At 64.3% G+C, this 12,507-nt stretch carries 13 protein-coding genes; 11 read left to right on the top strand and 2 right to left on the bottom strand.

From position 1 onward, the window contains the following. Positions 1-92 precede the first annotated feature (92 nt). From SB772_RS35470 to SB772_RS35435, 8 genes are all read left to right on the top strand, one after another. Positions 93-986, top strand: coding sequence for a LysR family transcriptional regulator (locus SB772_RS35470; protein ID WP_410837837.1), 894 nt, complete (start codon positions 93-95; stop codon positions 984-986). Positions 987-1,157: 171 nt separating this feature from the next. After that, positions 1,158-1,922, top strand: coding sequence for a sugar phosphate isomerase/epimerase family protein (locus SB772_RS35465; RefSeq protein WP_410837787.1), 765 nt, complete (start codon positions 1,158-1,160; stop codon positions 1,920-1,922). A 149-nt stretch (positions 1,923-2,071) separates the two neighbouring features. Next, positions 2,072-3,064: a sugar kinase gene (locus tag SB772_RS35460; protein WP_410837786.1), complete on the top strand. Its 993-nt coding sequence runs from the start codon at positions 2,072-2,074 to the stop codon at positions 3,062-3,064. Between the two features lie 111 nt (positions 3,065-3,175). After that, positions 3,176-4,465 (top strand): MFS transporter, encoded by a 1,290-nt coding sequence (locus SB772_RS35455; RefSeq protein ID WP_410837785.1) that lies wholly within the window; start codon positions 3,176-3,178, stop codon positions 4,463-4,465. 4 nt (positions 4,466-4,469) lie between these two features. Then, positions 4,470-5,435 (top strand): 2-hydroxyacid dehydrogenase, encoded by a 966-nt coding sequence (locus SB772_RS35450; protein ID WP_410837784.1) that lies wholly within the window; start codon positions 4,470-4,472, stop codon positions 5,433-5,435. After that, entirely contained in the window at positions 5,432-6,511 is a 1,080-nt protein-coding gene (locus tag SB772_RS35445; RefSeq protein ID WP_410837783.1) for a LacI family DNA-binding transcriptional regulator, read from the top strand. The genes SB772_RS35450 and SB772_RS35445 overlap by 4 nt, the downstream gene beginning before the upstream one ends. Positions 6,512-6,571: 60 nt before the next feature. Continuing rightward, positions 6,572-7,384 (top strand): YhfC family intramembrane metalloprotease, encoded by an 813-nt coding sequence (locus SB772_RS35440; protein WP_410837782.1) that lies wholly within the window; start codon positions 6,572-6,574, stop codon positions 7,382-7,384. Between the two features lie 60 nt (positions 7,385-7,444). Further along, on the top strand, positions 7,445-7,810 hold the full coding sequence (locus SB772_RS35435) for a DUF3022 domain-containing protein (protein ID WP_410837781.1): 366 nt from the start codon (positions 7,445-7,447) through the stop codon (positions 7,808-7,810). Positions 7,811-7,927: 117 nt separating this feature from the next. On the opposite strand, the gene SB772_RS35430 is transcribed toward SB772_RS35435, so the two are convergent. Both SB772_RS35430 and SB772_RS35425 read right to left on the bottom strand, forming a co-directional pair. Beyond that, positions 7,928-8,365, bottom strand: coding sequence for a PGDYG domain-containing protein (locus tag SB772_RS35430; RefSeq protein WP_410837836.1), 438 nt, complete (start codon positions 8,363-8,365; stop codon positions 7,928-7,930). Positions 8,366-8,700: 335 nt separating this feature from the next. Beyond that, entirely contained in the window at positions 8,701-9,204 is a 504-nt protein-coding gene (locus SB772_RS35425; RefSeq protein WP_410837780.1) for a Spy/CpxP family protein refolding chaperone, read from the bottom strand. 190 nt (positions 9,205-9,394) lie between these two features. Between SB772_RS35425 and SB772_RS35420 the strand changes: the two genes are divergently transcribed. From SB772_RS35420 to SB772_RS35410, 3 genes are all read left to right on the top strand, one after another. Then, positions 9,395-10,279, top strand: a complete 885-nt coding sequence (locus SB772_RS35420; protein WP_410837779.1) for a LysR family transcriptional regulator — start codon at positions 9,395-9,397, stop codon at positions 10,277-10,279. Positions 10,280-10,396: 117 nt separating this feature from the next. Next, positions 10,397-10,855, top strand: coding sequence for an Lrp/AsnC family transcriptional regulator (locus SB772_RS35415; protein WP_410837778.1), 459 nt, complete (start codon positions 10,397-10,399; stop codon positions 10,853-10,855). A 419-nt stretch (positions 10,856-11,274) separates the two neighbouring features. Next, complete coding sequence (locus SB772_RS35410) at positions 11,275-12,372, top strand: saccharopine dehydrogenase C-terminal domain-containing protein (RefSeq protein WP_410837777.1); 1,098 nt, start codon at positions 11,275-11,277, stop codon at positions 12,370-12,372. Positions 12,373-12,507: the final 135 nt, after the last annotated feature.

Raw genomic sequence — 12,507 nt, 5'->3', positions numbered from 1 at the left:
TTTCGATGGGCTCAATCCTAAATTAGGTATATCGATATGAAAAATCGTGATTTAGAATGTAAAGTATCGGATCTGCTGATACATTGACCACCATGACCCCGGATCAACTTATAACATTCGCCGCTGTCGCCGAGCATCGCAATATCAGCCGGGCCGCTGTGGCGTTGCATTTGTCGCAGCCGGCGGTATCCGGGCAATTGCGGCAGTTGCAGGATGAATTCGGCGAGCCGCTGTATCAGCGCGACGGCCGCGGCGTGCGGCTCACGCCCGCCGGCGAGCAGCTCGCCAGCTACGCCACGCGGCTGCGCGACACGTGGCGTCAGGCGCACGCGTACCGGGATGCGTTGCGCGGCATGGAGCAGGGCACTTTGCGCATCGGCGCGAGCACCACGCCGGCCAGTTATCTGCTGCCTTACCTGATCGCCGATTTTCATCGCCGCTATCCTGACGTGTCGCTGCATACCGCCGACGGCAACACCACGGAAATCGTCGGCGCGCTCGATTCGGTCGACATTGCGATGATCGAGGGGCCGGTCGGCTCGGATCTGCCGCCGGACACCGCGGTGCACGCGTGGCGCGAGGACGAGATCGTCGCGATCATGCCGCGCGCGCATCCCATGGCGCAGCCGGGCGGCGAGGGCGGCCGGGTGCAACTGGCGGCGTGCGGCGCACATCCGCTGGTGTTGCGAGAAGCCGGTTCGGGTGTGCGGCAGATCGTCGAACGGGCTTTCGCGCGGGCGGGCGTGCCGATGCGCGTCGCGCTGGAAATTGCGGGGGTCGAAGGCGTCAAGGAAGCCGTGCGGGCCGGCATGGGCATCGGTTTTGTCTCGGCGATGTCGATGCGGCACGAAGACGGCGCGCTATGCCTGTTCTCGCTCAGCCCTGAGCCGTTGACGCGGCGGCTATCGATTCTGGTGCCGCATGCAAGCGCGCCCTCGCGCGTGGTTGAGCGGTTTCTTGCGCTATGTCTCGCCAGCAGCCCCTGATCGCTGGGCGATGAGCGTGCCAACTTGAGGCCTGGGGAATTCCACTATGGTGCACGGCCTTCGCCTCGGCGCACTATTCGCTCATCCCAAGCGCAACAGCGCTTTTTTTAGGTCGCAGTTTGGAACCGGTTCCATTTGCCGGTACCAGAAACAGGGCTGGGTAAATTCGACATGGCTGATGTAGTGATTGTCGCAAGCGCATTCGGGATCGACGCGGTTCGCGCCGGTGGCCACGTAAAGTGGACGAGCGTGAGCGCGGCGGCTGGTGCTTGCGGTTTCGAGGTGCGCCGCGAGTTGTTCGCGAGCGATGCCGACGCTTCCATTGAAGCGCTGCGCTCGTTGGGCAACGCCATGGCGGAACTCGGTTTGTGGTCGGTCTACTCGACGCCGGATTTGCTTTACACAGCCGAAGGCGTGCTCGATGTCTACGCCTTGCGTCTTGCCGTGACCGAGGCCGCGGCACTCGGCGCGCGTTTTGTGAAATTGCAGCTCGGCGGCTTTGTCGCGCAAACGAACGGCGCGGCGATTGCGGCCTGCTTGCGCGGGATGAGCCCGCGGCTCGTCGTCGAGAACGGCCAGTTGGAGCAGGGCGGCTCGCTCGCGCAGTTCGTCGGGCTGTTCGACGCGTTGGCGCGCGAAGGTCACGCCGATGTGCTCGGCATGACCTTCGACATCGGCAACTGGTTATGGCGCGGTGTCGCGCCGCTCGAGGCCGCGCAGCAACTCGCGGCGCATGTCGAATACGTTCACTGCAAGATGATGACCGGCGAGGGCGCGCGCCGCTTCGCGAGCGCGCCGGCGGCTGACGACGCGCAGTTCGCGGCGGTGCTCGCCAGCTTGCCGCGCGATGTGCCGCGCGCCATCGAGTTTCCCTTCGATGTCACGCGCATCGAGGCCGACGCGGCGCATTACGTCGCGTGGCTGGCCGCCGCGTGAGCGGTGCGCGGGACCTGGGAGAACGGCCAAATAACGCGTCGATGGATACAAGCGATACACGCCACGCACGCCACGCAAGCAGCAAGACACACGTAGCAAAAGAACACGTACCAAAAGAACACGTACCAAAAGAACACGCAGGAGCAAGCATGAACGAGACAAGCCGGACACCCGCAGCACTCGACGTCATCACCTACGGTGAAGCGATGGCCATGTTCGTGGCCGCCGAAACCGGTCCGCTCGCCGGCGTCGGGCACTTCACCAAGCGCGTCGCGGGCGCCGATCTGAACGTGGCGATCGGCCTCTCGCGCCTTGGTTTCAGGGTCGGCTGGATGAGCCGCGTGGGCAACGATTCGTTCGGCCAGTACGTGCGCGACACTTTGCGCAAAGAGGGCATCGACCAGCGCTGCGTCACGACCGACGAGCGCTATCCGACCGGCTTCCAGCTGAAGTCGAAATGCGACGACGGCAGCGATCCGGCGGTCGAATACTTCCGCAAGGGCTCGGCGGCGAGTCACCTGTCGCTGGCCGACTACGCGGCGGATTACGTGCTGTCCGCGCGTCACCTGCATCTGACGGGTGTGGCGCCGGCAATCTCGGCAAGCTCGCGCGAACTCGCGTTCCATCTGGCGGGTGAAATGCGCGCCGCCGGCAAGACGATTTCGTTCGATCCCAATCTGCGCCCGACGCTGTGGCCGTCACGCGCCGCGATGGTCGAAGGTTTGAACGCGCTGGCGGGATTGGCCGACTGGGTGCTGCCGGGGATCGGCGAAGGCGGGATTCTGACCGGCTACACCCAACCGGACGACATCGCGCGTTTCTATCTCGACCAGGGCGCGCGCGGCGTGATCATCAAGCTCGGCGCGCAAGGCGCGTACTTCCGCACCGCCGACGATGCCGGCGTGGTCGCGTGCAAGCCGGTCGCGAAGGTGGTGGATACGGTCGGCGCGGGCGACGGATTCGCCGTCGGAGTGGTCAGCGCATTGCTCGAAGGCAAGCCGCTGCCGCAAGCGGTGGCGCGCGGCAACCGGATCGGCGGGTTGGCGATTCAGGTGATCGGCGATTCCGAAGGCCTGCCGGGCCGCGCGGAACTCGACGCACTGGAACTCGACGATGTGCCGCACATCGCGACCGCGGCCTGACGTTCGGCGATCGCACAGCCGCCGCACGCAACGAAATCGATAACGACAAGAGCGCTCGAACAGCGCCGCTGGACCCCCATCACCGTTTCGGGACGTAGTAAGGAGACACCCATGACCTCATCGCTTGCGATTCGCCGTTGGTGGACGATCATGCCGATCGTTTTCATCACCTATAGCCTCGCTTATCTGGATCGCGCGAACTACGGTTTCGCGTCGGCCGCCGGCATCAATCAGGATCTCGGCATCAGCAAAGGGCTGTCGTCGCTGATCGGCGCGCTGTTCTTTCTCGGCTATTTTTTCTTTCAGATTCCCGGCGCGATCTACGCGGAACGGCGCAGCGTGAAAAAGCTCGTGTTCTGGAGCCTGGTCCTGTGGGGCGGCTGCGCGGCGCTGACCGGCATGGTCAGCAATATTCCGTCGCTGATGGTGATCCGCTTCGTGCTCGGCGTCGTCGAAGCCGCCGTGATGCCCGCGATGCTGATCTTCATCAGCAACTGGTTCACGAGGCGCGAGCGATCGCGCGCCAACACCTTCCTGATTCTCGGCAATCCGGTGACGGTACTGTGGATGTCGGTGGTGTCGGGTTATCTGGTGCATTCGTTCGGCTGGCGTCACATGTTCATCGCCGAAGGCGCGCCCGCGATTCTCTGGGCGGTCTGCTGGTGGTTCATCGTGCAGGACAAGCCGCAGCAGGTGTCGTGGCTCACGCAGCAGCAAAAGGACGATCTCGCCGAAGCGCTGCGCGCCGAACAGGCGGCGATCAAGCCGGTGCGCAATTACAGCGAAGCGTTCCGCACGCCCGCGGTGATCAAGCTGTGCGCGCAATATTTTTGCTGGAGCATCGGCGTGTACGGCTTCGTGCTGTGGCTGCCGTCGATCCTGAAGAACGGTTCGACGCTCGGCATGGTCGAAACCGGCTGGCTCTCGGCGCTGCCGTATCTGGCTGCAACGATCGCGATGCTGGCAGCGTCGTGGGCATCGGATAAACTCAATCGCCGCAAGGTGTTCGTATGGCCGTTCCTGCTGGTCGGCGCGGTCGCGTTCGCCGCATCGTACGCGCTCGGCTCGTCGCACTTCTGGGTCTCGTATGCGTTGCTGGTGATCGCCGGCGCCGCGATGTACGCGCCGTACGGCCCGTTTTTCGCGATCGTGCCGGAGCTGCTGCCGAAGAACGTCGCGGGCGGTGCGATGGCGCTGATCAACAGCATGGGCGCGCTCGGTTCGTTCGTCGGCTCGTATGTGGTCGGCTATCTGAATGGTGCGACCGGCTCGCCTGCGGCATCCTATGCGTTTATGAGCGTGGCGTTGGTCGCCGCGGTGATCCTGACGCTGATCGTCAAACCGCAGCCGCAGCCGATGGCCACGGCGCCCGCGCTTGCCACACCGTTGCAAGGAAAATAAGCCGATGAAGAAGATCGTCGCCTGGAAGGCGCTGCCCGAAGACGTGCTCGCGTATCTGCAACAGCATGCGGACGTCGTGCAGGTCGACCCCACCCGGTACGATACGTTCGTCGCCGCGTTGAAGGACGCGGACGGCGGCATCGGTTCGAGCGTCAGGATTACGCCGGCGATGCTCGAAGGCGCGACCCGGCTGAAGGCGTTGTCGACCATCTCGGTGGGCTTCGACCAGTTCGACGTCGCCGACCTGACGCGCCGCGGCATCCTGCTCGCGCACACGCCGGACGTGCTGACCGAATCCACCGCGGACACGGTGTTCTCGTTGATTCTTGCCTCGGCGCGCCGGGTGGTCGAACTCGCGGAATGGGTGAAAGCCGGCAACTGGCAGCGCAGCATCGGGCCGGCGCTGTTCGGCGTGGATGTGCAGGGCAAGACGCTCGGCATCATCGGCCTGGGGCGGATCGGCAGCGCGGTCGCGCGCCGCGCGGCGCTCGGCTTCAACATGAAGGTGCTGTACACGAACCGGAGCGCGAACCCGCACGCGGAACAGGCGTACGGCGCGCGGCGTGTCGCGTTGGCTGAGCTGCTCGCCGGCGCGGACTTCGTCTGTCTGCAAGTGCCGTTGACGCCCGAGACGAAGCACATGATCGGCGCGGCAGAACTCAAGTCGATGAAGCAAAGCGCGATCCTGATCAATGCATCGCGCGGCGCCACGGTCGATGAAAAGGCGCTGATCGAAGCGCTGCAAAACGGCACGATCCACGGCGCGGGCCTCGACGTGTTCGAGACCGAACCGCTGCCGGCCGATTCGCCGCTCCTGAAAATGCCGAACGTGGTCGCGCTGCCGCATATCGGCTCGGCAACCCACGAAACCCGGCATGCGATGGCGCGCAACGCGGCGGAAAATCTCGTCGCCGCGTTGGAGGGCACGCTTGCCACCAACATCGTCAACCGCGAAGTGCTGGGCCAATGAGCACGACGCCCCTTGCTACCCCGCGCCGCGCGACGATCACGGACGTCGCGCGCGAAGCCGGCACCGGCAAGACCAGCATCTCGCGCTATCTGAATGGTGAGATGAGCGTGCTGTCGCCGGAATTGCGCGCGCGCATCGAGGCCGCGATCGAACGGCTCGACTATCAGCCGAACCAGATGGCGCGCGGCCTGAAGCGTGGCCGCAACCGGCTGATCGGCATGCTGCTCGCCGACCTGACCAACCCGTACACGGTCGAAGTGCTGCAAGGCGTCGAAGCGGCGTGCCATGCGCTCGGGCTGATGCCGCTGATTTGCCATGCGGCCAATGAAGTCGAAATGGAGCGGCGCTATCTGCAACTGCTGACCACCTATCGCGTGGAAGGCGTGATCGTCAATGCGCTCGGCGTGCGCGAAGAAACGTTGCGGCCGGTGGGTGGCGGCGGGATTCCGGCGGTGCTGGTCGACCGCACGGTGGATGGCCTCGTGACCGACATGGTCGGGCTGGACAACCGGGCGGCGGCCGAACTGGGCACGCGGCATCTGCTCGAGAACGGTTTCGACGACATCTGGTTTGTCGTGCAGCCGTTCGAGCAGGTCAGCTCGCGGCGACTGCGCGAGGCGGCGTTTCGCGACGTGATGAGTGGCGAGGAGGGAACGGGCGGCAAGGGTGGCGCGCGTGGGCATACGCTGGTGCTGAACCTTGTGGATAGCGCAGCGGTCGAGCGCAGCCTCGCCGAGCTGGATCGCGCGCTCGAGGCCGCGGCGAGCAGTGGCGGCCGCGCGCACAAGCCTGGCCGCGTCGCCTTGTTCGCGGCCAACGCGCCGGTCGCGCTGTGCCTCGCACTGCACCTGAAGGCGCGTTACGGCGCGGATTGGCAAGCGCGCGTCGCGCTGTTGTCGATCGACGACCCCGAGTGGGCCGAATTGACCGGCATCACGACGATCCGCCAGCCGACCTACGAGATCGGCTACCGCGCGGTGGAGTTTCTGCATGAGCGCATCGAGGGTATCCAGACTGCGGCTCGCGACTGCCTGCTGCAAGGCGAATTGATCGTCCGCGCGTCAACTTCGCGCTGATCTGCGATCATGCGGGCTGCGGCGCGCAGCGGGTGCGCGCCGGTCATCGCAAGGAAACTCATGGTTGTTGCACCGCTTACCCTGTCGAGCGTCGCCCTCGCGACGCTGTTCGTCGCCGCCTTACCGTTGATTGTGTATCGCCGTCTGCGCCGGCCGCTCGCGCTCAACCCGCGCGACGCGATTGTCGGCATTGCCGTGTTCGCGCTGTTCGCAATGGTGATCGAACGCGCGCTGAACGACTACGTGCTGCATTGGAACGAGGCGAGCGCCGCCTTGCTGTCGAATCCGCTGGCGTTCGTCGTGTACGGCGCGCTGGCCGCGGGTATCTGCGAGGAAGTAGGGCGTTTCATCGGCATGCGCCTGATGCTCAGGCGCGCGGCGGCGAAGCCTGGGTCCGCTGCTGCGGTTGCGGGCGACGGCACCGCGCTCACCTACGGCCTCGGCCACGGCGGCGCCGAAATATGGCTGGTCGGCGTGCTGGTGCAGGTGCAGTGGATTCTGTTTGCGATCTTCGCAAACCGCGGCCAGCTCGACGGCTACCTGAGCAACCTGCCGGCCGAATCGCTGATGCGCATCCATCTGATTCTCGCCAGCCTGACGCCGCAGACGGCCGGCATCTTCGCGCTTGAACGGGTGGCCGCGCTGGTGTTCCAGATTGGTCTTTCGGTGTTGATGTGGCGTGGCCTGCGGGCGGGCTGGCGAGGTATTCTGCCGCTGGCGATCGTTCTGCACGCGCTGGTCGACGTGCCGGCCACGCTGTTCCAGGCGAACCTCGTGCCGCTCGCCGCGGTGGACGGTGCGTATGCGCTAGGGGCGCTCGTAGTCGCAGGCGTGCTGGTCAGGGTGTTCCGGCGTCCGGCGCTGGCCGCCTGAGCGCATCGCGGCGCGGATCAATGCACACATCATCGACGAATTTCTAACTTTCGGCCTCTCATGGAAGCTTACCAATACGACTGCGCGAATCCCGAGTTCGAGGAACTGGCGCGCGTCATCAGCGATCTGTTCCCCGAGCAAACCCAGTTCGTGCAACGGCCTGCCGACGAAGGCATGCCGACGCTGGCGATTCACTGGGTGGCGATGCGATTCGGTGCGCGTGCGCGCCGGATCGTGATGAACGTGGTGATCGCGCCGGCCGCGTGGGCGCGTTATCGCGCGTTGCCGGCGTGGCTGCGCGGCCGGAGTTTCGCGGTGCTGCGGGCGTATGTCGAAGCGAGCATCGGCTCGCTCGAGGAGCAGTACGCGAACGGCGAGACGGTGCCGCGTGATGTCACCGTGGAGCTGGGCGATGAGTTTGCTTGACGGGGTGGCGGCATAACGCCGTTGGTTCGAGCGCGAATGTGTGTGCGGGTCGAAGGGTTTTCGGCGTTCCCGGCGGCCGTGGGTATCGATCGGCGCCCACAAGGGGCAGCGCGGGTGTCAGTCGGCGCGACGATAGACTTTCGCGAAGCGCGCGGCCTGCACGACGCCGTAGTCGCCGGGGGCGTATTGCATGATCCAGTCGCCGGCTGCGCCGTGCAGCACGTCGCCGCCATCGGCCGAGCGGGCGAGCGAGAACGCTTCATTCATTTGCCTGGCCAGCACGACTGCCTGACGGTTGCGATAGGCGCCCGGTTCGCCGTGCGTGAGGGCGGCATCTGCCGGCAGGTATTTGGCGTCGAAGCGCTCACGCGACACGACCCAGCGATCGCCGGTCGAACCGGTGATCAGCGCATCGCCGCGGGCGTAGCGGTTCGGGCCTTCCAGGCTCATTAGTTCGCCTTCGGCGGCGGCGAATTCGACGCTGACAGTTTCGTCTTTGACGACGCGATGAGCGGTTGCGTCGGTGCGCAGGTCGAGGTTTTTGAGTTCGGTCATGAAGCGGGTTGGTGTGGGTGTGGGTTCTGGTGACGGGAAGATAGCGCCAAGGGCCACGCACTTAAGGGCTGATGGCTTGCGTATGCGCATCATGCCAGATGGATCGGAGATCAATGTTTTTTGGCTATGCGGCGCTAGTTCGATGAAGTACCGCTGCGGCGCGCGCAGCGCCGCCGGAAGCATGACTGCCTTGTCACTCACGCGGAGTGTGCGGGAACACCGATTCCAGATGAATAAACCAATATCAAATCAAGGAAAGGCCAACGCCGCAGGCACACAACCACCAGCGCCGCGCGGGCAAAAAAACCGCCTACCACGCAGCGCGCACCCCAACCTTATGGCTTCACACCCTCATCATCAGCCGGAGCCTGCTTCCCGGCCCCCTTGCCATGGTGCCGATGCTCGCCGCCAGGCTGATGAAACGTCACATCGGCAAGCTTCTTCTGTTCCGGAGAAAAACTGCCATACAGCGGATCAAACGCGTCGACCAGTTTCTTCATGCCATCCGCATGAGCTTGCGCGATCGTCGCGTACTGCTTCATATCGTCCAGTGCCGACAGGTTCGTAGCAGCCCTGCGCTGCTGAAACAGCTGTCCCATCGTCTGGCCGTTATTGCGCATGACATCGGCAAACGCGTTCCATTGCGACTCCTGCGCCGAGGTGATCTTCAACTGCGTGTGCAGGTAGGTGATGCGGTCTTCGACATTGCGCTCGTGACCCGCTTTGGCGGCTGGCGCCGAGGCGGTCGCGCTCATCGATGCTGATGCCGGCGCGGAAGTTTGGGCGAACGCGCCGCTCATGGCGAGTGCGGAGGTCAGCATAACCAGTGCTTTTTTCATCGAAACTCCTGATGTCTGTTCGAATTGGGACAAGGCGCGCATGGCGAGCTGCCCACCACCCGTCTGCCCTTGGACGACGCAAGGCGGCCTGCTGTCCGCTTCGCCGTCGCCGCCATTTGTATCACGATATCCCTACACTGCGGCTGCAGTGCGACAAACGCTTACAACCGAAACGAACAGGAAATAGCCGGTGGATAAATTCGTCAGCATGGAAATCTTCGTTGCCGTGGTCGAGGCGGGCAGTCTGACGGCGGCAGCCGAGCGTTTCGATATTTCGTCGGCAATGGTGGGTAAACACATCCGCTCGCTCGAAACCCGGCTCGCGACGCGGCTGCTCACACGCACCACGCGTCGTCAAAGTCTGACGGAAATCGGCCGCCACTATTACGAGCAGTGCAAGCGGATTCTGGCCGACGTGAAGCAGGCGGAGTCGCTTGCCGAGGCGATGGCGGCCGCGCCGCGCGGCGTCCTCAAGGTGACGGTACCGCTGACCTACGGCGTCGAAGTGTTCGCCCCGGCAATGACCGATTATCTGACGGCCTGGCCGGACGTCACCCTCGAACTGGATCTGTCGAACCGCGTGATCGATCTGGTGGAAGAGGGTTTCGACGCGTCGGTGCGAATCGGTCGTTTGCCGGATTCGAGTTTTGTCGCGCGGCCGTTGAAGCCTTACCGGATGCGCGTGTGCGCGTCGCCGGCGTATCTGAAGCGCGCCGGCACGCCGCGCACACCGGCCGATCTGGCGCAGCACGAATGCCTGGGCTTTCTGCATTGGGGCCGCGAAGGCTTGTGGCGCCTCGGCGGCGAGACTGCCGATGAAAACCAGCTGCGCGCCGGCCGGTTTCGGGCCAATAACGGCCAGGCGCTGAAAGTCGCCGCGTTGCGCGGCTTCGGGCTGGTGTTGCAACCCGAAGCGCTGCTCGCGAGAGAGATTGCCAGCGGCGAACTGGTGTCTGTGCTCGAGGACTATCTGCCCGACGGCGCACCTGTCAATCTGATCTATCCGCGCGATCGCCGCGCGACGCCCAAGCTCACCACCTTCATCGATTTCGTGGTCGAGCGGTTCGGCGCCTGAGGTTCGATGCATGAGGTTCGATGCATGAGCGCGCGGTTCGTGGTTCCTTTGCTCGCCGCTCGATGCTGAAGACGCGCGATAATCCGCTCCATCGCTGACCAACTTCTACCGCACTCGATGAGACCTCCGCGCCTCGACCAACTCGACGACCTCGACCGCAACCTCGTTGCGCTGCTGCAAGCCAACGCCCGCGAGAGCGTCGCCAATCTCGCGCGCCAGCTGGACGTGGCGCGCACCACCGTGATCGCGCGCATCGCGCGGCTCGAACGCAGCAACGTGATCGCGGGCTATAGCGTGCGGCTCGGGCAGGACGTGCTCGACTCGAGCATCTATGCGTACGTCGGCATCATCATCGCGCCGAAGTACGGGCCGGCGGTGCAGAAGCGCCTCGGCAAGATGCCCGAGGTGCAGCTGCTGTGCGCGGTGAGCGGCGAGTTCGACTACGTCGCATGGCTGCGCGCCGATTCGCCCGACCGGCTCAACGATCTGCTCGACCAGATCGGCGAACTCGAAGGAGTGGAACGGACCACGACCTCGATCATCCTGGCGCGCAAGATCGATCGGGGGATGGTGTGACTATGCCGGCCCGGTTTTTACACCGCTTTAATACGTTTTCGACATATCGACTGATTGCTTCGTCATAACGTCGAACATTATGGTCATAGCGCAGCATTTTGCGCGTATGAACTGTTTTTGCTTCTCCCTAAACTGTGTCTCAAGGGTTCAGCCCGCAGGGCGCGACGCTTAAGCGCCGCGCACTTCCGAAGCCCGAGACAGCAGATAACAGCAACCATCTTGCATGGGACCGGAGTAAGTGCTTTGCATGGGACCGGAGTAACGCGCTAAAGCGCGAACTCCAGTCGACAGCGCCAACTCCGGTCGACAGCTTTGCATGGGACCGGAGTAGGCGCTAAAGCGCCAACTCCGGTCGACAGCTTTGCATGGGACCGGAGTAGGCGCTAAAGCGCCAACTCCGGTCGACAAAGGAGAAGCGTATGAAAGTAGCCATCGTTGGCGCAGGTTTGATCGGTCACACCATCGCCCACATGTTGCGTGAGACCGGCGACTACGACGTCGTCGCGTTCGACCGGGATCAGAACGCGCTCGACAAGCTCGCCGCTCAGGGCATCCCGACCCGCCGCGTCGATTCCGCCGATGCCGCCGCGCTGCGCGCTGCCGTGCAGGGTTTCGATGCGCTCGTCAACGCGCTGCCGTATTACCTCGCGGTGAATGTCGCGTCGGCAGCCAAGGGCGCGGGCGTTCACTACTTCGATCTGACCGAAGACGTGCGCGCCACCCACGCGATCCGCGCGATCGCCGACGACGCCGATCACGCCTTCATGCCGCAGTGCGGTCTGGCGCCAGGCTTCATCGGCATCGCCGCGCACGAACTGGCGAACCGCTTCACGGAAATCCGCGACGTCAAGATGCGCGTCGGCGCGTTGCCGGAGTTTCCGACCAATGCGCTGAAGTACAACCTGACATGGAGCGTCGACGGCCTGATCAACGAGTATTGCCAGCCATGCGAGGCGATTCGCGACAGCCGTACGCAATGGGTGCAGCCGCTCGAAGGCCTCGAACATTTCTCGCTCGACGGCACCGAATACGAAGCCTTCAACACCTCCGGCGGCCTCGGCACGCTGTGCGAAACGCTGTCCGGCCGGGTCGAATCGCTCGACTACAAGTCGGTGCGCTATCCGGGCCACCGCAACCTGATGCAGTTCCTGCTCGAAGATCTGCGTCTTTCCAGCGACCGCGACACGCTCAAGACCATCATGCGCCGTTCGGTGCCTTCGACCGCCCAGGACGTCGTGCTGGTGTTCATCACGGTGAGCGGCATGCGTGACGGTCAACTGGTACAGGAGGTGTTCACCCGCAAGATCTTCGCGAAGACGGTGTGCGGCGTGCCGATGAGCGCGATCCAGATCACCACGGCCGGCGCGATGTGCGCGGTGCTCGATCTGTTCCGCGAGAAGAAGCTGCCGCAAAGCGGCTTCGTGCGCCAGGAGCAGGTGTCGCTGCGCGACTTTCTCGCGAACCGCTTCGGCCAGTTGTACGAGGGGCAGACGCTGGATACGATGGCGACGGTATAAGCCGTCACCGTCAGCGTCAGGCTCACAACCGGGGGTCGTGCGGCAACGCGGTCATGTCTGCCGCGAGCAAGGAAGAAGGCCCGCAGAGGGCCAACCGGACGCCCCGCCAGACGGGGCGTTTTTGTTTCGGATGGC

Source organism: Paraburkholderia sp. SIMBA_030 (assembly GCF_046535245.1).
In the GTDB taxonomy this organism is placed as follows: Bacteria; Pseudomonadota; Gammaproteobacteria; order Burkholderiales; family Burkholderiaceae; genus Paraburkholderia.
This window is presented reverse-complemented; position numbering and strand designations above follow the sequence as displayed.